We start from the raw sequence: 22,786 nt of genomic DNA, 5'->3' as shown, positions 1-22,786 counted from the left end.
GATGCCTCATTTGATGACATGATTATGAGTGTTGTTCTAGGCAGTCAATGAGCAGCCGTCCGATGGCTGTCGGGTGTAGCGATCAGCCGTCAGCGCAAGCGTTGGCACGCTTCTTTGAGACGACGGCAACCTTCTTCGATCACGTCCAGCGCACTGGCAAACGACAGACGGATATATGGCGACATGCCGTACGCCGCACCGCTGACCGTGGCTAGGCCGTGCTCCTTGAGCAGGTAGGCGACCAGTTGCGAATCGCTGTCGATGCGCTCGCCGCTGGTGGTGGTTTTGCCCATCAGCCCGCTGACGTTGGCGAACACATAGAACGCCCCGTCCGGTGGGGTGAAGCTCAGGCCGTTGATCGGTTGCAACAGTTCGAGCATACGGTCACGGCGTTGTTGGTAAACCTCGCGCATGCCGGCAATCGGTGCCTGATCTCCGGCGAAAGCCGCGACCGCAGCCGCCTGGCTGACCGAACTCGGACACGTGGTGGTCTGCGACAGCAGTTTGCCGATGGCACCGATCAACCACGCCGGACCTGCGCCAAACCCAAGACGCCAACCGGTCATGGCGTAACCCTTGGACGCGCCGTTGACAATCAGCGTGCGCGATTTGAGGTCTGGGACGAGTCGGGTCAGCGGCACGTGCCGGGCATCGCCATAGACGAACTGCTCGTAGATTTCGTCGGCCATGATCAATACGTGAGGATGCCGACGCAGGACGTCTGCCAGTGCCAACAGCTCGGTTTCGCTGTAGACCGCGCCACTCGGGTTGTTCGGCGTGTTGAGGATCACCCATTTGCTGCGCGGGGTGATTGCCTGTTCAAGCGCCGCTGGCGAGAGCTTGAAGCCGTTGGATTCATCGCCGGGAATGATCACCGGCGTGGCGTCGTTCAACCGGGCGATGTCCGGGTAAGACACCCAGTACGGCGTGTGCACGATCACTTCATCGCCCAGGTTCAGTGTTGCGGCCAGGGCGTGGTAGATGATGTGCTTGCCGCCGCAGCCGGTAACCACTTCGTCGAGCCCGTAATGCAGACCGTTATCGCGCTCAAGCTTGAGGCAGATCGCTTTGCGCAAGGCGAGTGTGCCGTGGGTGGCCGTGTAGTGCGTGTCACCGCTGTGCATCGCGGTGCTGGCGGCGTCGAGGATATGTGCAGGAGTGTCGAAATCCGGTTCGCCCATGGTGAAGTTGACGATGTCCCGACCCTGGGCACGCAACTCGGTCACCAGTGCGTTGGCGGCGATGCTCGGCGAAGGCTGAATGCCCAGCACCCGATCAGACAAAAATGCAGTGCTCATTGTGTTCCCCTTAATCGGCCAGGCCGGCCTGCTGCAAGACCTTGTCCATCCAGCTCTGACGCAGGGCGCCGGTGGCGATTTCGGCTTTGACTTGTTCTTCGTGGGCCGCATGTTGTGCGGCGCGACGCAGCACTTCGGCGGCATCGGCCTGGGAAAACGCCACCAGTCCGTCTTCGTCGCCGACCAGCAAATCGCCCGGTTGAACCAGCATGCCGCCGATCGACACCGGCACGTTGATCTCGCCCGGACCGCTCTTGTAAGGGCCGCAGTGCACGACGCCGCGGGCGTAGCAGGGGGTATCGTCGAAACTGGCGACATCGCGAATCGCGCCGTCAATCACGAAACCGACGCAGCCACGCTGCTGGGCGTAGAGCTTGACCAGTTCGCCGATCACCGCGTTGTTGGTATCGCCCTGGGCGTCCACCACCAACACATGGCCGGGTTGCAGCATGCTCATGGCCTTGTAGATCAGCAGGTTGTCGCCTGGACGGGTTTTGACGGTCAGGGCGGTGCCGACCAATTTGCCGCTGCGGTTGTAGCGGGTCAGGCCGCGAGCACCAATGTGCCGGCCGAGGTTGTCGCTGATGTGCGGCGTGACCACATTGGCGAACGCTTCGAGCACTTCGGCAGCGGCCAGCGGTGGGTTGGGAAGAATGCGTGAACCGGGCAAGGACATGGCTGATATCCTGAAGAATGAGTTAGCAGCCGATCAGGGCTGTGGCTCGATCTTAGGAGTGATAAACAAACAGTTTTAGCGATATTTTATTATGCGGTAGTATCGCTTTTTTTCATGTGGTGTTTGCAATGATCACCTTTAAGCAGATTGACGCGTTGTTCTGGATTGCCGAGTTGGGCAGCTTCGAAGCGGCAGCGAACAAGCTGAACATGTCTCAGTCGGCGATTTCCAAACGTATCCAGGAGCTGGAAGAAACCTTCGACGTGGAGATTTTCGACCGCAGCAAGCGCAACGCACGGCTGACCGAGAAGGGCGGCGAACTGCTGGATTACGCCAAGGATTTGCTGGAACGCCGTGACTATTTGCTGGAGCGGGTCAGCGCCCGTGAAGTATTGGTGCGCAGGTTTCGCCTCGGGGTCACCGAACTGACGGCGTTGACCTGGTTGCCGGCGCTGGTCGAGTCGCTGCGGCAGGCTTACCCCAAGGTGCAGATCGAGCCTTCGGTGGAGCTGAGTAGCGAACTGTTTCGCAAACTGGAAAACGATCAACTCGATCTGGTCATCGTCCCGGATGTCTACAACGATGCGCGGTTCGTCAGCACCCCACTGAAGTCCGTCGAAAACGCCTGGATGTGCGCCCCGGGTCTGATCACCGACCCGGATCCGGTGAGTATCGAGCGCCTGGCCGGTTGCACGGTGTTGACCCAGGGTTCGCAGTCCGGGACAGGCTTGATCTACGAGCGCTGGATGGCTTCCCACAATGTACAGATGCCTAAAACCATCACCAGCCATAACTTGCTGGTGCAGGTCGGATTGACCTTGTCCGGGGTTGGTGTGAGTTATTTGCCCAAGGCCTGCCTGTCGCACTTGATCGAACGAGGCGCATTGCGCGCTCTGGTGACGACGCCGGGCCTGCCGCGGATTCGCTACGCCGCGCTGCACCGTACCGATCGTCAATTCGGTCTGAATCAGGATGTCGCGCAGTTGGCGCTGCAGTGTTGCGACTTTTCGCGGTTGTTGCTCTGAACGTCAGATGTCGGGCTTGCCCGCGATGAACGATTACACGGTCTACCGGTTAGGCACCCGCCACAAATACCACGACGCCACCGTCCGATAAGGGCTCCACGCCAACCCGATATCAATCATCTGCTTGCGACTCGGCTGTTGTCCCAGCCCCTTTAACCGGCGATAACCCTCACGCACCCCGAAGTCATCGGCCGGCAAAACGTCTGGCCGCTCCAGGCTGTAGATCAGCAGCATTTCCACGGTCCAGCGGCCCACTCCGCGCAAGGTGATCAAGCGCTCGATCAACGCTTCATCATCCATGGCCAGCGCCGTGGCGTAGTCCGGCACCACGCCGTTCAGAGCCGCCTGGGCGATGCCCTGGATGGTCGCGATCTTGCTGGCGGAAAAGCCGCAACCGCGCATCTGCTCGAAGTCGGTCGCCAGGATCTGCTCGGGTCTGGGGAAGGGGCTCGCGGGAAACAACGCCAGCAGCCGGCCGACAATCGCATCGCCAGCCTTTGTATGCAGTTGCTGATAGGCAATCGCCCGCACCAGCGACTCATAAGGATCGCGCGCCGCATGGGGTTGATGCAGGCAGGGGCCGATGGCGCTGATGTGGCGCTGCCAGTCGGTATCGAGGGCCGAGAGAAATTCGCTGGCCAGTTGATAGGTGTCGGGCATGGAACATCCTGAGGGGCGGGTGGCTGCGGGAAGACTAGTCGTCCCCCCGCAGCGCCGCACTCCATTGCTTGCGGTCAAACTTTCCCGGTCGGGGCCAGCAGGGCGTTCACTTGGCTATAGGTGAAGGCTTGGAGGTGGCTGCTGTCGAGCGTGCCGGTTTGCAGAAAGCTTTTGGCCAGGCCGGCCATGGCGCCGTAGAGGAATTCGGCGATGCCCGAGCCGGCGCTCAAGCGGCGCACACCGAGGGCTTGCAGTTCTTCAGGTGAAGGCAGGCCCGGGAAGCCGAGCACGTTCAGCGGCAGCGTCGTGCCATGGCACAGGGCGTCGATCTCGTACGCCGCCGTGACGCCAGCGGCGAACAGCCCGTCGGCACCGGCCGCCTGATACAACGCGGCGCGTTTGAGCGTCTCGGCGACACGATCTTCGGCCGGTACCAGCCCCCTGAGGTACACGTCAGTGCGGGCATTGATGAACAGCTTCACATCCCGGCGATTGGCAACCTGGCGCGCGATTTCGATCTTGCGGGCCAGCAGGTCGGGCGGGGCAGCACCGTCCTCGATATTGATCCCCACGGCACCGGCGGCGATCACCGCGTCGACCACTTGCGCAACTCGCCCCAGGTCATCGGAATAACCCGCCTCGATGTCCACGCTCAACGGCACGCTGATGACCCGGGCGATGGATTCGACGGTGGAAACCAGCCGCCCAAGCGGCAAGGTGTTGCCATCCGGATAACCATGCACCCAGGCCACCGCAGCGCTGCTGGTGGCCACGGCTTTACTGCCCAGATGTTCCACCAGTCGCGCCCCGGTGGCATCGGCGACGTTGGTCAGAATCAGCAGGCCGCTCTGGTGCAGTTGGTGGAATTGAGTGTCGAGTGTGTCCATCGAATGTCCTTCCTTATGACTCTTTATTGGAAAACCTTTTTTTGAAAAGCCGTGGAGTGATCAGAATGCCAGTTGTTGGGTGATTTGCACCGCGGCGCTTTCCAGCCTGAGCAGAAACGCTTTACGCGGTTGTCCACCACCATAGCCGGTCAACGAGCCGTCTGCGCCGATCACCCGATGACAGGGCAGCACAATCGCCAGACGGTTTTGCCCGTTGGCCATGCCCACGGCGCGACTGGCGCCGGGCTTGCCCAGTTGCGCGGCAATCGCGCCATAGGTGCTGGTCTGGCCGTAGGGGATCTTCATCAATTCGTTCCACACCTGCTTGGCGAAAGCGCTGCCGGGCAGGTGCAGGGGCACGTTGAATTCGCTCCGTTTGCCGGCGAAGTATTGCGCCAGTTCTTCTTCAATCTGCTGCAAATGCCTGTTGTGTCCGGGGGCCACGGCGTAGCCATAACGGTTCTGCAGTTCTTCGATTTCCTTGGTCAATGCCGGTCGATCGAGAAACTCCAGCAGCACCAGCCCACGCCATTCGGCCATGGCGATCATCGGCCCCAGTGGCGTGGTCAATCGGGTGAACAGCAGCGGCTCGCTGTGGGCGGCGCGACCGGGGGTGATGTGGAATGACTTTTGAAACGCATCGCGAAAACCGCTCAAGGATTCATAGCCGGAATCGAACGCCGCGTTGTCGATGGATTCGCCTTGCTTGATGCCACCGAGGGCGATGCCCAGGCGTCGGCTGCGCAGCCAGGCGTGAAAGGTCATGCCGAAATGCTGCTTGAACCAGCGCCGCAGTTTCAGCGGCTCGATGCCTTCGGCGAGCAATTGGGCATCGGTCCAGCGTAGGTCGGGGTCGGCGTCGACGGATCTCAGCAGTTGTTGCACCCAGTCCGGCGCAATGGCCGCGGCGTCCAGCGGTTTGCACCGCAGGCAGGCCCGATAACCCGCCGACATCGCCTCATCGGCATGGGCGAAGAACTCGACGTTTTCCGGCTTCGGTTTGCGCGCCGTGCAACTGGGGCGGCAGAAGATACCGGTGGTTTTGACCGCGGTAAAGAACACCCCCTCGTAGGCGGTGTCGCGTTCGAGCATGGCGCGAACCATCTCGGCGTGGGGCGGAAGCACAGCGTTTTGTAGGTTCATGGGCTGAGCATAAGCCGCGTTGCCTGGCGCCTCCACCGGAAAATCGACAGAGAATTTTTGTCCCCTGAGCTACAGTCATCGGGTCACCGGCAATGCTGTAAACGATATTTTCAGGAATCCATCCCAATGCAAGCATTCACGATCAAACACATCGATCACATCGTCCTGCGCGTCGAGAACCTCGAACGCAGCATCGCGTTTTACGGCGAGGTACTCGGCGCCGAACTGGTCAAGCGCCGCGACGATCTGGGCCTGGTGCATTTGCGTGCGGGCACCTCGATGATCGACCTCGTCGACATCCAGGGCGAAATCGGCCGCACGGGCGGGGCTGCCGCTGGCCGCGAACGGCGCAACGTCGACCACTTCTGCTTGCGCATTGAACCGTTTGACGAGGAAGCGCTGGTCAGTCACTTGCAGTCCTTCGGCCTGAAACCCGAGAAAGCCGCCGTGCGTTTCGGTGCCGAGGGCAACGGGCTGTCGATCTATTGCTTCGATCCGGACGGCAACCAGGTCGAACTGAAAGGACCGTCCCAAGCGTAAAGGTCAGGCCCGTTTCGCCATCAACAGCACCGAAGCCGCCGCCGACAGCAACCCCGCGCAGCAACGGTTGAACATCCGCTTGCCCCGTGGTTCGGCGAACCAGCGGCGCATGTGCAGGCCCATGTAGGCGTAGGCGCTGATGGCGATCCATTCCAGCAGCAGGAACAACGCGCCGAGCACCGCGAATTGCGGAGCCACCGCCTGGGTCGGGTCGACGAACTGCGGCAGGAAGGCGGTGAACAGCAAAATGGCCTTGGGATTACCCGCTGCCACCAGAAACTCCTGGCGCGCCAGGGCCAGGATCCCCACCGGCGTGCCGGTGATGTGCTGCTCGGCTTCGGGATTGGCACGCCACAGTTGCCACGCCAGGTACAACAGGTAGGCGGCACCGATGATCTTGATCGCGTAGAACAACCATTCCGAGGTTTTCAGCACCACCGACAATCCGGCGGCGGCCAGGCCGATCATCCCGGCAAACGCCAGCAAGCGGCCGACGCCGGCCACACAGGCGCGACGATAGCCATAACGGGTGGCGTTGCTGACCGACAGCAGATTGTTCGGGCCGGGGGCCATGTTCAGGGCAAAGCAGGCCGGCAAAAACAGGAAGAGGGTGGCGAGGTCCATGAACGGGCTCCAGGAACGAGAGCGGTATTTTTATCACGGGTGGTTGGTGATTTGGCCCATACAGCGGTGGATGCAAATAGCCGTACAGAGAACAACACGGGACAGACCACGAGAAAAACACGGGACAGACCACGATTGTTCGGCATTTGCCTTAAATCGTGGTCTGTCCCTTTTTGCGTTTACGGATCGCAGCCTTCGGCAGTTCCTACGCCGGACGCGGTGCTTCTACGGGCGGGGTGCCGTCGTGGAACATTGTCTTCAGTTGAGCACGCAGTTCTGGTGAATCGGTGTGCTTGTGAACACTGACCGCATGCTGTGCCGCGGCCTCCAGCAGTTCGTTTTCAGAGTCTGCGGACAGGGCGACCGAGCATTTGGACGCGCTTGGGAACTCGCGGCAGTCGATGTATTTACGCGCCATGATCTTCTCCTCCCTACGATGAAGGCAGGCTGTGGCCTGCGTGAACGATCACTCGACGCGCCCCGCATCGAGTGTGCCGACTCTTGAAGTATAGGCCCGCCATAAGGTGCCTCGTGACAGTCTTGCAACCTACAGGGCGCGACATGCATCGCGGAACAGGCAGGGTTGTTTTCTTCAATACAGCATTCCGCTGGCTCTTTACCTTGAGCCCGGGTTCAACTGAATTGAAGAAGGTATGCAATGAGTCTGATTCTTTCCATGGCGGCGTTTGCCTTGGTCGCTTCCATTACACCGGGGCCGGTGAACATTGTGGCGTTGAGTTCGGGGGCGCAGTTTGGTTTTCGCGCCAGTCAGCGGCATGTCGCCGGAGCAACGCTGGGTTTCGTTTTATTGTTGGTATTGATGGGATTGGGTTTGCATGAGGTTTTGCAGCTATGGCCGGCGCTGACGCAGGTGGTGCAACTGGGGGGGGTAGCGTTTCTGTTGTTCATGGCCTGGAAACTGGCGGCGGACGATGGCCGCATCGGTGCGGAAAAATCGCACAGGGCGCCGTCGATGTTATATGGCGCGGTGATGCAATGGCTCAATCCGAAGGCCTGGCTGGCCTGTGTAGCGGGCATGGGCGCGTTCGTCGCGGACGGCGAGGCGCGGCTGGTCTGGCAGTTTGCAGCGGTGTATCTGGTGATCTGCTATGTGTCTGTCGGCTGTTGGGCGTATGCCGGCACATGCCTGCAGGGTTATCTGAATAATCCTGTAGGCATGCGATTGTTCAACCGGCTCATGGCATTGTTGCTAGGAGTGAGCGCGGTGTATTTGTTGCTTTCCTGAGCGACACACCCTCAGGCATTCACCTTAATCGAGTCCGTGCAGCAAACTGAACTCTTGTTTTGTCAGCGGTGTGAACCGGTTGTTTCGAAGCTGGCTGATGGCATACAGGGCACGACCCGTACGGCCATTACCGTCGCCTAGACCGTGGAAACCTACGACGGTCGCCAGCAACTGTTTGTCGAAATGCTCATGACTGGAATTCAGTGTTTTCAGATGTTGTTCCATCGCGGCGAATCCACTGATGTTGCTAGCGTATTTCTTGTCATTGACGCCCACGCGTACGACGTCCGAGGTGGCTGGCGCGATACGGGCATGCAGCTGTTTGATCACGGTCGGATCAGTCAGTGTTTTTTGATTGCCGGCGTACTCGCGCAGTACCAAAACGATGCTGTCGAGGTCGTTGCCAGGGGAGGTAGAACCATTGACGATCCAGGCGCCGGCCCTTTGCGAGTTATCGGTAAAGCCTATTGGATTGAAGGCGGACTCTGGCATGACCTGATTAAACGGTGTCTTGCCCAGGTCTTGCTGTAATACGTTTTGTTGGTAATTCTTCATGTAGGTGACGTTTTTCGTTTCGACCTGGGCAAAGGTTGCCAGCGTATCGGCGTAACTTTGGGCAGCGGATGCGGAGCGGGCGCTGGTGTAGCTGTATTGAGCTTTTTCCAGGACGGCCTTGAAAAGATCATCAACAGCCGTTCGGCCGATCAATGCCTGCAGATCTTGTGTTTGCCTAAGTCCGGTCGCCGATTCAACAAGCGCATTGTTGAACAGATGCTCCAGTTCTGACGGCAGAGCGCCATCTGGCAGTCGACTGTGCTTGTTGCCCAGGCGGGTCACAATCTGTTCAACGGTTTGAATGCTGTCGTCCTTGAACAACGCACGACCATGGGCAACCGTGTCCAGTGACATGCGGATCCGGGGAGCCGAGCCGGTATGGTTGATGGCCTTGATCAAGTCGTAGCCGTTTGCACCGGACATAAAACGCAATTGCTGTCTGGCCAGGTGAGAAGCGGAGCGGGCGTGGCTGCTCAACTTCATTACACCTCGAGCCAGCAGCTTGCTGCCACCGGTGAGTAACTTTGTAGGATCGTCAATGGGAGTGAAGAGGCTGATGACGGTACTGCCAACCACTTTGGAAGTTGAAAGCAGTTTCGAGACCAGGGTTGTGCCCTTCGCGCTGATAGCGGCCACTTTAATGCCGATGACGGCAACGGAAACAGCGAGGGCCGCGGCATCCATGATACAGCCGGAAATGGCGCGGTTTTGTCGGCTAGGAACCCCCGAAGAAAGCTCCTCGACGCACTCCTTGAATGGAATGATCAGGTTCAGAATGAACGTGTATATGGCTTCGGTCTTTTCAATCGCTTTTTCACGTTTGGTCTGATCGAGGCCCAGTTGCATCAGTTCATCTTCAGTGAAATAAGGATTCTCTTTTGCAATAAGATTGCTGATGGCTTCTTTTCGCGTCGAACGAAAGTAGGGGTTCGGTGTGGTGGTGTCTGCACTTGCTGATGGGTTGAACTCACGGATCTTGTGGATGAAAAAAGCGGATTTTGCATAGCTGCGGGGGGCCGTGTTCGCTTGATAAGCCTGTATATCCAGTCGGCCTTCCAAATGTTGTTTGTGGTTCATAAATGTTGCGGCAGCGGACCCACTGGCCATGAAAAGAGGACGAAGCACTTCGCTAAGCTCTTTGCTGTATACGCATTCCGTCCTCATCGGAAACAGTTGATAACAACGAAACTCTGAATCAAGTACCGCACAAATGAGAACACCGTAACGACCTGTCTTTCCAGGGATGGGCGTCGCGGGTCTTACTACGCCCGTCGGGTTGGGAATATTGGTAAATCGGGTGGTGGTGTATTCCTGAACACAATAGATACCCAGGTGGCCGTCCTCAATGAACGACCTGTCCATCGGGCTTAGTTGCGAAAAGGTGACGTTGATAATGGCCGACAATGCTTCGGTCATTGAGTTGTGATGATTGTGGATCGCTTGCTGAAATAAATCCGCAACGGGGTACATGTCAGCCAGATCAGGAAAGGACTCGTAAATGCTGGTCCCTTTGACTCGATCCCAATCCTGGGTGTGAAGCTCGTCGCCCAGGTAAAGATCGACAACCGATACCCGCCTTCCTGCGCCGCCGCCCGTTCCGCGATGTTTGACCAACAGTTCCTCGGGGTCACAATCCGGCACCTGGGATTTCAGTTCTTTAAGCGCGAGCGCCTTGCGATGGGGCAGCGGTTTGCCCAGATCAATCAAGGCGCTCGTCATCATGTCCGCATGTTGCTTGTACTCATCCATCGCCACCGTAACGGCTTGCTGACTGAGGTTGCCCTCTGAATCCCGGGAGATCAGGTCGTTCATCAGCGCCCAGGTGATCACCGGGTCAGCGGAGTGTGCGGCAAACACTGCTCTGAGCTCGGGTGTCAACTGCGATGCGCGGGCGAACCCCAGCAGGTGTTGGTAGGCCATGCTCCGGGAAACCCCGGGGGTGATCGCTTCGGCAAAGTGTACGGCCTGGGTGAAGACGACCCACGCCGGTGTGCCGATACGCAGATTGGACGGCAGTTCATCGGCAAGATATTCCGGCGCCATGCCACCCAGGACCAGTTCCGCGACGAGCGGGGCAACCATGGCGTCGAGCTTGAGTTGGCTGACCAGATGCTGTTCAAGTTGCGTGCGGACCGCTGAGGGGGGAAGCAACAAATAACGTTTCGAGTAGAGGTCAAAACCTGCAAACGAGGTATTGGCGCTGTCCAGTTCCGGATCAAGGTCAAGCAGCATCACCGCAATCATCAGCTGTTCGATGAACTGCTCGGTGGGCTTGGGGCCGTTTTCATCAGCGAACCAGCCTAATGCCGTCATGAACGCATACCCATTATTCGCGCTCGACACTGCAATATCGATCAGCCGTGTCAGACGGTAACCTTGGCTGGTGGGCAGTTTGTCGGCGGAAAAGCTTTCAAGTTTCAGCGCATGGCCATAAATCGAAACCAAAGGAAGTTCGCCTCCGGTTTCTTCCTCGATCACATCGCGAATGAGGGCGCGATTTTTCTCCGTGAGTTCGAACGGTGAGTCTTTGGGAGGGCTCAGCAACTCCCAGTAGTTCCCATAGGGCGACGGTGCTGGAAGTGTGGTGACATTCAGTAAATCAATTAACTCTTTTGCACTTTCCACGCTGGCCGGAAGTGGCATGCCGTGAAAACGCAACCACTGGCTTATTGTGATTTTTTCGGTGGACGTCACCCATCCGCCGGTCAGCTTGGCACTGTCTGAAAGGAGGCCTAGCTGTTCATCGATATCGGCAACGCCGGTGTAGTGATGGGCGATGTCGTTACGCTCGGAGAAGAAACCAACGGTGACCAGCTCGCCGTTGACTTCACGGGTACTGATATTGTCATAGGCGTAAAAGAGTTGGCCGTGTTCATTGACATGAAAGATGTTTGTTTGGGGGATGCCTTGTTCGCCGCCGATTTTTTTGAAGTCGGGTTGCCGGGTGAGCCTCGCCAGGCAGGTAGTAGCTGGACGATGTAACTGGGAGAAGTCGGAATTCGGGTCACAGGTAACGGATACACGATCCCACGACCATCCAACGGTTGCCATGACGTCTTCATCGCTGAGGAAGTTGGCGATGGCTTCAATGACTGATTGTTTCTCGCGTTGGTTGCTGGAATGAAGTACGTGGTTATTCGGCGTGTTCAAGTAAGAAGCTCCATCTTCTGATATTGAGTTGTAGCGTGGGAAGGGAGCTTAAATAATAGTTTGGAGTGTTGTCATATTAGTTATATGACTTTGTATGACTTTTGTCGGTATGGCTCGTGGGTTGATATTAACTAACCTGTTTTTAACAGGGGCGTTTGTCGGCGTATTAACTTACCCGCGATATTGCCCCGGTGTCGCCGCCAGATGTTGCTTGAACGCCCGCTGAAAATGCGCCTGATCGGCAAACCCGGCTTCCAGTGCTACATCGGCGATCAGCCTGCCGCTGCGCAGTCGATCCCGGGCGAACTGGATGCGCCGGTTGACCAGAAATGCATGGGGCGTCATGCCGTAATGCTGTTTGAACGCGCGGATAAGGTAGGACGGCGACAGTTGCGCCGCTTCGCAAATGTCTTCGAGCTTGAGCTGATGCGTGCAGTTATCGCGGATGTAGTCGGCGGCCCGTTCCAGCTTGAAGTTAGGCTCGCGCAACGGTTGATCTATAGGGTTGAGCCGCTGTTGCACCTCGGTGAAAAACTCCACCGCCGCGCTGTGCTTGCGCAGCACGTCTTGCTGCTGATCGATCAACACCTCGTATACGTTCTTCAGGCCGGCAAACAGCTCGACATCGCGATTGTGGGTGATGGAAAACCGGCGAAACGCCGAATCCTGGCTGAAGCCGAGCTGATGCTGCAAGTCGGTCAGCCAAGGCGTCTCGACGTACAGCATCAGGTACGACCAGGGCTGGTCGTCGATCGGATTGCAGGCATGCACATCGCCGGGGTTCATCAACACCACGGTGCCGGAGCTGACCTGAAACTCCGATTGCTCATGGATGTAGGTGCTGCGCCCGGCGGTGATTGCACCGATGGAAAAGTGTTCGTGGGAATGCCGTGCGTAGCAGACCTCGCGGCCGTCGGCGATGGAGCGGGCTTCGATGAAGGGCAGGGCGTCGTCGCGCCAGAAACGCGGGGCTTTGTCTGCATCTTTGGCGACGGTGTGCTTCATCTCGATGTCCTCGGCGGGCCAGTGCCTGAGTGTATTAGCTCTGGCCGGCAAAGGCTCGTTCCAGTTCGGCTATGTCGAGCTTTTTCATTTGCAGCATCGCTTGCATCGCGCGCTGGGACTTGTGCGTATCGGGGTCTTGCATCATGTGCATCAGCGCGATTGGCACGATCTGCCATGACACGCCGAATTTATCCTTGAGCCAGCCACATTGCTGCGCCTGCACAGGCCCGCCGGCGGACAGGTTGCCCCAGAAGTGGTCGACTTCCTCCTGATTCTGACAATTGACCTGGAACGACACCGCTTCGTTGAAGGTAAACACTGGCCCGCCATTGAGACCGGTGAAGGTCTGGCCATCGAGCTCGAAGCTGACCGTCATCACCGAACCTTCCGGGCGGCCGTGGATTTCCTGACCGGCCTTGCCGTAATGGGTGATGGCGGTGATTTTCGAGTGATCGAAGATCGAGCAATAAAATTTCGCCGCCGTTTCGGCCTGATCGTCAAACCACAGGCAGGGCGTGATTTTTGGAAAGCGTTGCATGGCGGTTGTCCTCGGCAGGTTGAACACACTGGATTATCAGATTAGCCAGTCCGCAGTAGACGGGTGGCGCCGTAGATCGACAAGTCCGTAGCAGCTGCCGAGCTGCTACGGGACGGGAGCGACCGGTGGTCGATGAACATGGCTTGTGGGTGAAATTGCGCTTAGCTGTAGGGATGACCCAAGGCGCCGCGTAGGTATTTCGCTGCCACAGCGGCGCCCCTTCAGAACACCGTGAGTCTGAGGAAATCAGCCATGCTGACCCTGAATATCAATGGCAAGGACCAGGAACTGGATGTCCCGGCGGACATGCCGTTGCTCTGGGTTCTGCGCGATGTCGCACACCTGACGGGCACCAAATTCGGATGTGGCATGGCCCAGTGTGGCGCCTGCACCGTCCACGTCGACGGCGCGCCGTTGCGCTCCTGCATCACGCCCGCCACGGCGGTGGCCCATGGGCAGAAAATTCTCACCATCGAAGGCCTGTCCAGCGACGGCTCGCACCCGGTGCAACAGGCCTGGGCCGAGCTTGATGTAGTCCAGTGCGGATATTGCCAGTCCGGGCAGATCATGTCGGCGGCCGCCTTGCTGGCGAAGATCCCCAAACCCACCGACAGCGACATCGACCAGGCATTGTCCGGCAACATTTGCCGTTGCGGCACCTACCCAAGAATCCGTGCCGCGGTCAAACGCGCCGCCGAGATCGGGTGAGGCGACGTTGAAGCCACGTTGAAGGGAGTCTGAGCAATGAACAGCATCAACCCTGTCTCGCGTCGCGGTTTTCTCAAGGGCAGTGCGGTGTTGGGTGGCGGTCTGGTGGTGGGGTTTGTCATCCCGGGTGGTCATCGCTTTGCCTTCGGTGCCGAGAATCAAGGAAATATCTTCGCTCCCAATGCCTTTTTACGCATCGGCAACGACAACAGCATCACTGTGCTGCTCGGTCATTCGGAAATGGGCCAGGGCATCTGGACCGGCCTGACCATGTTGATCGCCGAAGAACTGGACGCCGACTGGTCGAAAATCCGCGTCGAACATGCGCCGGCCTCGGCCGCCGAGTATGGCCTGCCGGCGTTTGGGGGGATGCAGATCACCGGCGGCTCGACCTCGACCTGGATGGAGTTCGACCGCTACCGTCAGGCCGGGGCGGCAGCGCGCCTGATGCTGATCGAGGCGGCGGCCAAGCGCTTCGACATGGCGCCTTCGCAGATCCACACCGAATCGGGCGTGGTCATTGCCGGCGACAAACGCGCCACTTACGGCGAACTGGCGGATGACGCCGGCAAGTTGCCGGTGCCGGATCCAGCCTCGATCAAGTTCAAGGAAGCCAAGGACTGGAAGGTCATCGGCAAACCCACCAAGCGCCTCGATACCCCGGAGAAAATCACCGGGCGGGCCAAGTTCGGCATGGACGTGCAATTCGATGGGCTCATGACCGCAGTGGTCGCTCGCCCACCGGTGTTCGGTGGCAGTGTCAAATCCTTCGAAGGTGCCGAGGCGCTGGCGGTGCCGGGCGTGCACAAAGTGGTGCAGGTGCCCACGGGTGTCGCGGTGATTGCCGATCATTATTGGGCGGCGAAGCTGGGGCGCGATGCGCTGAAGGTCGAATGGGATCTGGGGCCGAACGCCGAGCTCGACAGCCAGCAACTGCTGGAAAGCTTCCGCAAACTCGCCGCGACCCCCGGCACCTCGGTCAGCCAGGCCGGGGACGCGACGGTGATGTTGGGCAGAGCAGCGAAGACTATCGAGGCCGAATACAGCGTGCCGTACCTGGCCCACGCGCCGATGGAACCGCTCAATTGCACGGTGAAAATCACCAAGGACAAATGCGAAATCTGGACCGGCACGCAGTTCCAGACCCTGGATCAGATGATCGCGGGGAAGATCACCGGGCTCAAACCCGAACAGGTCGAGATCCACACCCAATTCCTGGGTGGCGGCTTTGGGCGTCGGGCCAACCCGACCTCGGATTTTGTCAGCGAGGCGGTGTACGTCGCCAAAGCGGCGGGCGAACCGGTGAAAACCGTCTGGTCCCGAGAGGATGACATTCGCGGCGGTTACTATCGCTCGGCATTCCTGCATCAGGCACGCATCGGGCTGGACGCCGACGGTATGCCGATCGCCTGGAAGCATGTGCTGGTCGGGCAGTCGATCATGGCCGGCACGTCGTTCGAGGCGACCATGGTCAAGGACGGTGTCGACAAAACCTCCGTCGAAGGTGTGGCCGACAGTCCTTATCTGGAGGGATTGACCAATCACCTGGTCGACCTGCATTCGCCGCAAACCGGCATCAGCGTGCTGTGGTTGCGGTCGGTGGGGCATACCCATACGGCATTCGTCATGGAGTCGTTGATCGATGAACTGGCAGACGCGGCCGGCAAGGACCCGGTGGAATACCGACGAACCTTGCTCAAGGCGCATCCACGGCATCTGGGAGTCCTGAATCTGGCGGTGGAGAAAGCCGACTGGAAAGCCCCGTTGCCCGACGGCCATGCATTGGGCGTGGCGGTGCATGAGTCTTTCGGCAGCTACGTCGCCCATGTGGCCGAGGTATCCCAGGACAATCTGGCGATTCGCGTACACCGGGTGGTGTGTGCGGTGGATTGCGGCATTGCGGTCAACCCGCAGAGCATCGCCGCGCAGATGGAGTCAGGCATCACCTTCGGCCTCGGATTTACCTTGCACAGCAAACTGACGTTCAAGAACGGCCAGGTGCAGCAATCCAATTTTCACGACTATCAGGTGCTGCGCCTGAACGAAATGCCCGTGGTCGAAGTGCATATCGTCCCCAGCACCGACAAACCCGGCGGCATTGGCGAGGTCGGTGTACCGCCCGTGGCGCCGGCCGTGGCGAATGCGGTGTTTGCCCTGACCGGGCAGCGTCTGCGCGAACTGCCACTGCAATTGTCGGGGGTGTGACATGAGGCGACATGTGTTTCTGGGGGCAGTGATGCTGATCGGTTTGGGAGGCTATGCCTCGGACCTGTTCGCTGACGACAAGGAGGCGCTGAAGGCGTTCGACACGGTACAGAAAGTGTTCCAGAGCCCGCGCTGTCAGAACTGTCATATCCCTGGCGATTCGCCGTTGCAGTTCAATGCCGGTGTTCCCCATGCGATGAATGTGGTTCGCGGGATGGACGGCAAGGGCGCGGCGGGTCTGCCGTGTGCCAGTTGCCATGCCGAAAGCAACCCGCCCGCCAGTTATGGACCCCACGCACCGCCTGGAGCGCCGCATTGGAGCCTGCCGCCGGCCGCGCACAAAATGGCCTGGATCGGTCTGCCGCCCGACAGGTTGTGCACGATGATCAAGGACCGTTCCAGCAATGGCGATCGTGATTTTGCGGCACTGATCAAACATGTCAGCGAGGACAAACTGGTGCTCTGGGGCTGGCATCCGGGTGAGGGGCGGGCGCCGGTGCCAGTGCCCCACGACATCTTCGTCACCCAGTTCAAACTCTGGGCGGACGCTGGAGGGCCGTGTCCGGTGGCGGGTAGCTGACCAGCGGCGCGTTTATAGGGAGTCAAACCGGGTGCGAACGACTCTAATGTTCATACCCATCAAGGAGTGAGTGATGCTAACCCCTGACAAACCGGCCAAACCCGGCGCTGTCGCGTCGAATGCCCTCGACAGCGCAGTGCAGGAGCGCGATGTACTGCGCGACATGGCGCGCAAGGCCGAGCAAGAGCTGATGGGCGTGCAGATGGCGAGCATGGATGAGTTGACGCTGCTCTCCAATCGTCATGGTTTCGAGGCCTTGGCCCGGATGGGGCTGGAGGCCTGTCGGCAGATGGGCAAACCCGCGACCCTGCTGTTTTTCGACCTCGACGACTTCAAGCGCATCAACCAGCTGTATGGTCGCGCCGAGGGCGACAACGCCCTGAAAACCTTTGCCGATGTGCTGCGCATCGCTTTTCGTGAAAGCGATGTGATCGGTCGGCTGGGCAGCGATGAGTTTGCTGCCTTGTTGACTGGTTCCAACGCGGTGGAAATTGCCGCGATCAGGGCGCGCCTCGAAGAAATACTCGATGAGCGCAATGCCACGGTGCATCGTGGCTACGACATTCGCTTCAGCGTCGGGCAGATCGAGGTTGATGCTCAGCTAACCCAAACGGCGCAAGACCTGCTGGCTCTGGTCGATAAGGCGTTGCGTGCTCGTCATTCTTGAATGGCGCCTTGCAAAACCGCTGCAACATGCTCGGCCGTTCGTAACAGCCGACCATCCTCTCTGAACCTTCCGATCATCTGTAGCCCGACAGGCAACATGGCTTGGCCGGGCCTCAGCGGGATGTTCAGTTGCGGCCAGCCAAACGCCCCCCAGAACTTGATGAAATCCGACGGTCCGGTGCTTTCCAGGCCGACCGGCGCGACCATCCCGCAAGAGGCGCCGAGCATGGCGTCGAAGGGTTGGCAAAGCTCGCTCAAGCGTGGGGCAAGATCAGCCAGGCGCGCCTTGGCAGCGGATTCCTGTTGCCAGGTTGTGGTTGCTGCTCGCTCAAACATGGCCAGCATCGAAGGGCTCAATTGTGTTCGGTGTTGTTGAAACTCCTTCGCCAGCGAGCGGGCACCTTCGCAATCGTTAATCAACTGATGATCGTCGAATACACCGGCAAACTCATCCGGCAGCCATACATCGCTCACGTGATGGCCGGCGCTGCGCAACTGATCCACCGCCTGTTCCAGGGCAAGGACCACGTCGGGGTCCACTTGATTCCAGCGTGATGTACGACAGAACCCCAATTGCAGTGGACGCCGCTCGATGTCAGGCACCACGAACCCGGGAATCAACACGCGCGCTACCAGGTGCAGGTCGCGCACTGACTGGCCATACCAACCCACGGTGTCGAAGCTCGGCGCCAACGGTTTTACCCCTTCCAGCGACACCAGACCCAGCGACGGTTTGAAGGCGAAGAGGCCGCAGTAGGATGCCGGCTTGAGCAACGAGCCAGCGGTCTGGGTGCCCAGCGCCAGGGCAAAGAACCCTGCAGCCATCCCGGCCGCCGAGCCCGCGCTGGAGCTGCCCGGCGTTCGCGTAAGGTCGTGGGGATTGCGGGTTGGACCGGTGTGCATGTACGCAAACTCGGTGGTATGGGTCTTGCCCATGATCAGCGCCCCGGCCTGGCGCAGCAGTGTCACGACGTGGGCGTCCCGGGAGGGTTGATGGTCGATATAAATGGGCGAATAGAACTGCGTAGGGTAGGCCGCAGTGTCGAAAATGTCCTTGATGCCCACGGGGACGCCGGCCAGCAGGCCACGGCCGTTGTGCTGCGCCGCATCGGCGCGGACCTGCCGGGCGTCGAACGAGACAAAAGCCTGGATATCCGGCTCTTGCGCCTGAATGCGCTCAAGAAAGGTTTCGGCGATGATGGCGGCGGTAGTTTCGCCATTGACCACCGCTTGACTGAGGGTGGTGGCGTCAAGGGGCGAGCGGGTCATTTGGCGAACAACTGATCGATATTTTTGAACGCCTTGAACTCCAGAGCATTGCCGCAGGGGTCGAAGAGAAACATCGTGGCTTGTTCGCCCACCAATCCCTGAAACCGGATGCCCGGCTCGATCACGAAGTGTGTACCCAGGGCTTTCAGGCGTTCGGCCAGCGCCTCCCATTCTTCCATCGGCAATACCACACCGAAATGCGGCACCGGTACGTCGTGGCCATCCACGGCGTTGGTATGGGCAGCTTCCTGAGAAGCGTTTTTGGGGGCCAGATGAATCACCAGTTGATGGCCGAAAAAGTTGAAATCGACCCAGTGATCGCTGGAGCGACCTTCTTCCAGGCCAAACACCTCGCCATAGAAACGCCGGGTAGCGTCCAGATCGTAAACCGGGATGGCCAAATGAAAAGGGGACAGTTGCATCGGATGTGCCTCGACGGGTTAGGAGTTAAGGCTGAGTTTAGTCCTGTGCTTTTTGATTGAAAGACGATAGTTTTTGCAGCGAGCTCAAATTATTTCGATCAATTGGGGAGCCGTATGCTGCGGGAACTGAAAACCTTCATTGCCGTGACGCGCCATGGCACGTTCGCAGCGGCAGGCATGCACATCGGCCTGACTCAGTCGGCGGTCAGCGCGCAGATCCGCAATCTGGAGCAGGCGTTGGGCATACGTCTGTTCGATCGCACCGGGCGTCAGGCGCTCCTCAATGCCGCAGGGCAGCGAGCGTTGCCGATGGCTCAGGAAATGCTCGAGATCTTCAGTCGCATGGCCGTCAGTGATGACATCAGCGAGTTTCGTGGTGAATTGAAGATCGGCGCGGTGGCCACCGTCCAGACCGGTTTGTTGCCACAGGCGTTGTTGCGACTCAGGCAACAGGCGCCCTTGCTGGAGGCGAAACTGGTGCCGGGGGTGTCCTTGAACCTGTTGAGCCAGGTAGACACTGGCGAAGTGGACCTGGCGATTCTGATCAAGCCGCCGTTTGAATTACCCAAGGAATTATCGGTGCAAGTCATTCGCCGGGAGCCGTTTGTGCTGATCGTGCCGGCCGACCTTGAGGGGGATGACCCGCTTCTGTTACTCGCTAGCCATCCCCACGTACGCTACGACCGCAATTCATTCGGTGGGCGATTGGTGACGCGCTTTTTGCGCGAGCAGCAGATTGATGTGCAAGTAGCGCTGGAGCTCGACGAGCTGGAAGCGATCGTGAAGATGGTTGAATGTGGACTCGGCGTTTCACTGCTGCCCGAGGCGGGGCTGTGGCTTGAGCATGGGGCGAAGGTCAGGATCATCCCGCTGGGAGAGCTGACGTTCTACCGGGAGATCGTGCTGTTGCAGCGTTATAGCCAGCGTACACAGCCGATCCAGCAGTTGTTTGCCCAGTGTTTGACACAAGTCGACGGTTGAACGCTAACCCTTGTGGGAGCGGGCTTGCTCGCGAAGGCGGTGTCCGGCATACAGAAAATGTCGACTGGCACACCGCTTTCGCGAGCAAGCCTGCTGCCACACCTGACCGAGTCGAGCCTTGAATTGCGGGCATAAAAAACCCGCCTGACATCGGCGGGTTTTTTAACGGCTAACCGAAGATCACTCTTCGATGTTGCCCATGGCGGTGGTGTTGAAGCCGCCGTCTACGTACATGATTTCGCCGCTGATGCCGGACGCCAGGTCCGAGCACAGGAAAGCGCCGGCGTTGCCGACTTCTTCGATGGTGACGTTACGACGCAGCGGGGTTTGCGCTTCGTTGGCGGCCAGCATTTTGCGGAAGTTCTTGATGCCGGAAGCGGCGAGGGTGCGGATCGGGCCAGCCGATACGCAGTTGACGCGGGTGCCGTCCGGGCCCAGGGAGCCGGCCAGGTAACGTACGCCGGCTTCCAGGGAAGCCTTGGCCATGCCCATGACGTTGTAGTTCGGCATGGTGCGCTCGGCGCCCAGGTACGACAGGGTCAGCAGGCTGCCATTGCGGCCTTTCATCATTTCGCGACCAGCCTTGGCCAGGGCCACGAAGCTGTAGGCGCTGATGTCGTGAGCGATGCGGAAACCTTCACGGGTGGTAGCTTCGGTGAAGTCGCCGTCCAGTTGGTCGCCCGGGGCGAAGCCGACGGAGTGCACGATGCAGTCCAGGCCGTCCCACTTCTTGCTCAACTCTTCGAAGACCTTGGCGATTTCGGCATCGCTGGCCACGTCGCACGGGAAGCACAGTTCAGGGCTCGAACCCCAGCCTTGTGCGAACTCTTCGACACGACCCTTGAGTTTGTCGTTCTGATAAGTGAAGGCAAGCTCAGCGCCCTCGCGATGCATGGCGGCAGCGATGCCGGATGCGATGGACAGCTTGCTGGCGACACCGACGATCAGTACGCGCTTACCGGCGAGAAAACCCATGTGTTGCTCCTCTCTTTCAGGTTTATTGCGCAGTGGCTGGTGCCAGAAAAGCGGCTTCCAGCAACTGCTGTGTATACGGATGTTGGGGGGCGGCAAAGATACTTTGCGCGTCTCCCTGTTCGACCACTTGGCCATGCTTGACCACCATCAGCTGGTGGCTCAGCGCTTTGACGACAGCCAGGTCATGGCTGATAAACAAATACGTCAGGTTGTACTTGGTTTGCAGTGAACGTAGCAGCTCCACCACTTGGCGTTGCACGGTGCGGTCGAGGGCCGAAGTCGGCTCGTCCAGCAGAATCAACGCCGGTTTTAGCACTAAAGCCCGGGCAATGGCGATTCTCTGCCGCTGCCCACCGGAAAATTCATGGGGGTAGCGGTGCCGGGTTTCCGGATCCAGGCCTACCTCCTTGAGTGCCGCAATAATCGCTTGTTCCTGCTCGGCCTCGGTGCCCATCTTGTGGATCCGCAGGCCTTCACCGACGATCTGGCTCACGCACATCCGTGGGCTCAGGCTGCCGAAAGGGTCCTGGAACACCACCTGCATTTCCCGCCGCAGCGGCCGAACCTGTTGCTGCGTCAGGCAGTCTAGCTGCTTGCCTTCAAAACGGATTGCGCCTTTGCTGCCGATCAGCCGCAAAATCGCCAAACCGAGCGTCGACTTGCCGGAACCGCTTTCTCCCACAATCCCCAGGGTCTGGCCCTGGGGCAGGCTGAAATTGATGCCGTCCACCGCTTTGATGTGGTCGACGGTCTTTTTCAGAAAGCCTTTCTTGATCGGGAACCAGACTTTCAGGTCCTCGACCTGCAGCAATGGCGGGCCAATCACGTTGGTCGCAGGCTTGCCGCTGGGCTCCGCTGCCAGCAGTTCCCGGGTGTACGGATGCTGCGGCGCGCGGAACAATTCTTCGCACGATGCCTGTTCGACGATGCAACCGCGCTGCATGACACATACGCGATGCGCAATTCTTCGTACAAGGTTCAAATCGTGACTGATCAGTAACAACGCCATACCCAGGCGGGCCTGCAATTCCTTGAGCAATTCGAGGATTTTCAGCTGAACAGTCACGTCCAGCGCGGTGGTCGGTTCGTCGGCGATCAGCAGTTCCGGCTCGTTGGCCAAGGCCATGGCGATCATTACCCGCTGGCGCTGGCCACCGGACAATTCATGGGGCAGGGCCTTGAGACGTTTCTCGGGTTCCGGGATGCCGACCATCTCCAGCAGCTCCAGCGTGCGCTTGGTCGCGACTTTGCCGGTCAGGCCCTTGTGGATGCCCAAGACCTCGTTGATCTGCTTCTCGATCGAATGCAGTGGGTTGAGCGAGGTCATCGGCTCTTGAAAGATCATCGCGATCCGGTTGCCGCGGATATGGCGGATGGTTTTCTCTTTCAGCTCCAGCAGGTTTCGGTCGGAATAGGTGATGGTGCCGGACGGATGCCGGGCCAGCGGATAGGGCAGCAGCCGCAGGATCGAGTGGGCGGTCACCGATTTGCCGGAGCCGCTTTCACCCACCAGCGCCAGGGTTTCGCCGCGCTTGATGTCGAAGCTGACGCCTTCGACCACCCGCTGAACGTGCTCGCCAACGACAAATTCGACGGCCAGGTCGCGCACTTCGATCAGATTGTCCTGATTCAT

The 22,786-nt window shown here is 59.3% G+C and carries 22 protein-coding genes; 8 read left to right on the top strand and 14 right to left on the bottom strand.

Going from position 1 to position 22,786, the window contains the following annotated elements; all coding sequences use genetic code 11:
• Window positions 1-89: 89 nt before the first annotated feature.
• Both AC30D7_RS22075 and AC30D7_RS22070 read right to left on the bottom strand, forming a co-directional pair.
• On the bottom strand, window positions 90-1,298 hold the full coding sequence (locus AC30D7_RS22075; RefSeq protein WP_490135471.1) for a pyridoxal phosphate-dependent aminotransferase: 1,209 nt from the start codon (window positions 1,296-1,298) through the stop codon (window positions 90-92).
• 10 nt (window positions 1,299-1,308) lie between these two features.
• Window positions 1,309-1,974 carry an RraA family protein gene (locus tag AC30D7_RS22070; protein WP_018929645.1) on the bottom strand — a complete coding sequence of 222 codons (666 nt, stop codon included), beginning with the start codon at window positions 1,972-1,974 and terminating at the stop codon, window positions 1,309-1,311.
• A 128-nt stretch (window positions 1,975-2,102) separates the two neighbouring features.
• Here AC30D7_RS22070 and AC30D7_RS22065 point away from each other — a divergent pair, with 128 nt between their 5' ends.
• Window positions 2,103-2,999, top strand: a complete 897-nt coding sequence (locus AC30D7_RS22065; RefSeq protein WP_018929644.1) for a LysR family transcriptional regulator — start codon at window positions 2,103-2,105, stop codon at window positions 2,997-2,999.
• Window positions 3,000-3,041: 42 nt separating this feature from the next.
• On the opposite strand, the gene AC30D7_RS22060 is transcribed toward AC30D7_RS22065, so the two are convergent.
• From AC30D7_RS22060 to AC30D7_RS22050, 3 genes are all read right to left on the bottom strand, one after another.
• Window positions 3,042-3,659, bottom strand: a complete 618-nt coding sequence (locus AC30D7_RS22060; RefSeq protein ID WP_490135470.1) for a DNA-3-methyladenine glycosylase family protein — start codon at window positions 3,657-3,659, stop codon at window positions 3,042-3,044.
• 74 nt (window positions 3,660-3,733) lie between these two features.
• Complete coding sequence (locus AC30D7_RS22055) at window positions 3,734-4,546, bottom strand: isocitrate lyase/PEP mutase family protein (protein ID WP_490135469.1); 813 nt, start codon at window positions 4,544-4,546, stop codon at window positions 3,734-3,736.
• A gap of 60 nt (window positions 4,547-4,606) precedes the next feature.
• Window positions 4,607-5,689, bottom strand: coding sequence for a bifunctional transcriptional activator/DNA repair enzyme AdaA (locus AC30D7_RS22050; RefSeq protein WP_490135468.1), 1,083 nt, complete (start codon window positions 5,687-5,689; stop codon window positions 4,607-4,609).
• Between the two features lie 126 nt (window positions 5,690-5,815).
• Here AC30D7_RS22050 and AC30D7_RS22045 point away from each other — a divergent pair, with 126 nt between their 5' ends.
• The gene (locus AC30D7_RS22045) at window positions 5,816-6,229 is read left to right on the top strand and encodes a VOC family protein (protein ID WP_019648941.1); all 414 of its coding nucleotides are present in this window, start codon (window positions 5,816-5,818) and stop codon (window positions 6,227-6,229) included.
• 3 nt (window positions 6,230-6,232) lie between these two features.
• Here AC30D7_RS22045 and AC30D7_RS22040 read toward each other — a convergent pair whose 3' ends face one another.
• Together AC30D7_RS22040 and AC30D7_RS22035 are read right to left on the bottom strand one after the other, a co-directional pair.
• Window positions 6,233-6,853, bottom strand: a complete 621-nt coding sequence (locus tag AC30D7_RS22040; RefSeq protein WP_413696545.1) for a LysE family translocator — start codon at window positions 6,851-6,853, stop codon at window positions 6,233-6,235.
• Between the two features lie 205 nt (window positions 6,854-7,058).
• Complete coding sequence (locus AC30D7_RS22035) at window positions 7,059-7,271, bottom strand: DUF1059 domain-containing protein (RefSeq protein WP_007937743.1); 213 nt, start codon at window positions 7,269-7,271, stop codon at window positions 7,059-7,061.
• A gap of 240 nt (window positions 7,272-7,511) precedes the next feature.
• On the opposite strand from AC30D7_RS22035, the gene AC30D7_RS22030 reads away from it, so the two are divergent.
• Window positions 7,512-8,099, top strand: coding sequence for a LysE family translocator (locus AC30D7_RS22030; protein ID WP_490135467.1), 588 nt, complete (start codon window positions 7,512-7,514; stop codon window positions 8,097-8,099).
• Window positions 8,100-8,123: 24 nt separating this feature from the next.
• Here AC30D7_RS22030 and AC30D7_RS22025 read toward each other — a convergent pair whose 3' ends face one another.
• The 3 genes from AC30D7_RS22025 to AC30D7_RS22015 all read right to left on the bottom strand — a co-directional run bounded on the left by AC30D7_RS22025 (window position 8,124) and on the right by AC30D7_RS22015 (window position 13,347).
• Entirely contained in the window at window positions 8,124-11,804 is a 3,681-nt protein-coding gene (locus tag AC30D7_RS22025; RefSeq protein ID WP_490135466.1) for a hypothetical protein, read from the bottom strand.
• A 171-nt stretch (window positions 11,805-11,975) separates the two neighbouring features.
• Window positions 11,976-12,809, bottom strand: coding sequence for an AraC family ligand binding domain-containing protein (locus AC30D7_RS22020; protein ID WP_490135465.1), 834 nt, complete (start codon window positions 12,807-12,809; stop codon window positions 11,976-11,978).
• A 34-nt stretch (window positions 12,810-12,843) separates the two neighbouring features.
• The gene (locus AC30D7_RS22015; RefSeq protein ID WP_018929635.1) at window positions 12,844-13,347 is read right to left on the bottom strand and encodes a VOC family protein; all 504 of its coding nucleotides are present in this window, start codon (window positions 13,345-13,347) and stop codon (window positions 12,844-12,846) included.
• 252 nt (window positions 13,348-13,599) lie between these two features.
• Here AC30D7_RS22015 and AC30D7_RS22010 point away from each other — a divergent pair, with 252 nt between their 5' ends.
• From AC30D7_RS22010 to AC30D7_RS21995, 4 genes are all read left to right on the top strand, one after another.
• Window positions 13,600-14,055 (top strand): (2Fe-2S)-binding protein, encoded by a 456-nt coding sequence (locus AC30D7_RS22010; protein ID WP_007937751.1) that lies wholly within the window; start codon window positions 13,600-13,602, stop codon window positions 14,053-14,055.
• 36 nt (window positions 14,056-14,091) lie between these two features.
• Entirely contained in the window at window positions 14,092-16,260 is a 2,169-nt protein-coding gene (locus AC30D7_RS22005) for a xanthine dehydrogenase family protein molybdopterin-binding subunit (RefSeq protein WP_490135464.1), read from the top strand.
• A 1-nt stretch (window position 16,261) separates the two neighbouring features.
• A complete protein-coding gene (locus AC30D7_RS22000) occupies window positions 16,262-16,840 on the top strand; it encodes a hypothetical protein (RefSeq protein WP_490135463.1) in 579 nt (192 codons plus the stop codon).
• A 73-nt stretch (window positions 16,841-16,913) separates the two neighbouring features.
• Entirely contained in the window at window positions 16,914-17,507 is a 594-nt protein-coding gene (locus AC30D7_RS21995) for a GGDEF domain-containing protein (RefSeq protein WP_490135462.1), read from the top strand.
• Here the strand turns inward: AC30D7_RS21995 and AC30D7_RS21990 are convergent.
• Complete coding sequence (locus AC30D7_RS21990) at window positions 17,498-18,775, bottom strand: amidase (protein ID WP_490135461.1); 1,278 nt, start codon at window positions 18,773-18,775, stop codon at window positions 17,498-17,500. The two genes, AC30D7_RS21995 and AC30D7_RS21990, sit on opposite strands and share 10 nt — an antisense overlap.
• Complete coding sequence (locus AC30D7_RS21985; protein ID WP_490135460.1) at window positions 18,772-19,197, bottom strand: VOC family protein; 426 nt, start codon at window positions 19,195-19,197, stop codon at window positions 18,772-18,774. Before AC30D7_RS21985 ends, AC30D7_RS21990 begins: the two co-directional genes overlap by 4 nt.
• A 114-nt stretch (window positions 19,198-19,311) precedes the next feature.
• Here AC30D7_RS21985 and AC30D7_RS21980 point away from each other — a divergent pair, with 114 nt between their 5' ends.
• A complete protein-coding gene (locus tag AC30D7_RS21980) occupies window positions 19,312-20,178 on the top strand; it encodes a LysR family transcriptional regulator (RefSeq protein WP_490135459.1) in 867 nt (288 codons plus the stop codon).
• A gap of 180 nt (window positions 20,179-20,358) precedes the next feature.
• Here AC30D7_RS21980 and fabI read toward each other — a convergent pair whose 3' ends face one another.
• Window positions 20,359-21,153, bottom strand: a complete 795-nt coding sequence (gene fabI, locus AC30D7_RS21975) for an enoyl-ACP reductase FabI (RefSeq protein ID WP_007937760.1) — start codon at window positions 21,151-21,153, stop codon at window positions 20,359-20,361.
• A gap of 22 nt (window positions 21,154-21,175) precedes the next feature.
• Window positions 21,176-22,786, bottom strand: a complete 1,611-nt coding sequence (locus AC30D7_RS21970; protein ID WP_490135458.1) for an ABC transporter ATP-binding protein — start codon at window positions 22,784-22,786, stop codon at window positions 21,176-21,178.

The organism is Pseudomonas sp. DF5, assembly GCF_058148225.1.
Note: the sequence above shows the minus strand (reverse complement) of the source record. Positions and strands in the feature narration are given on the sequence as shown.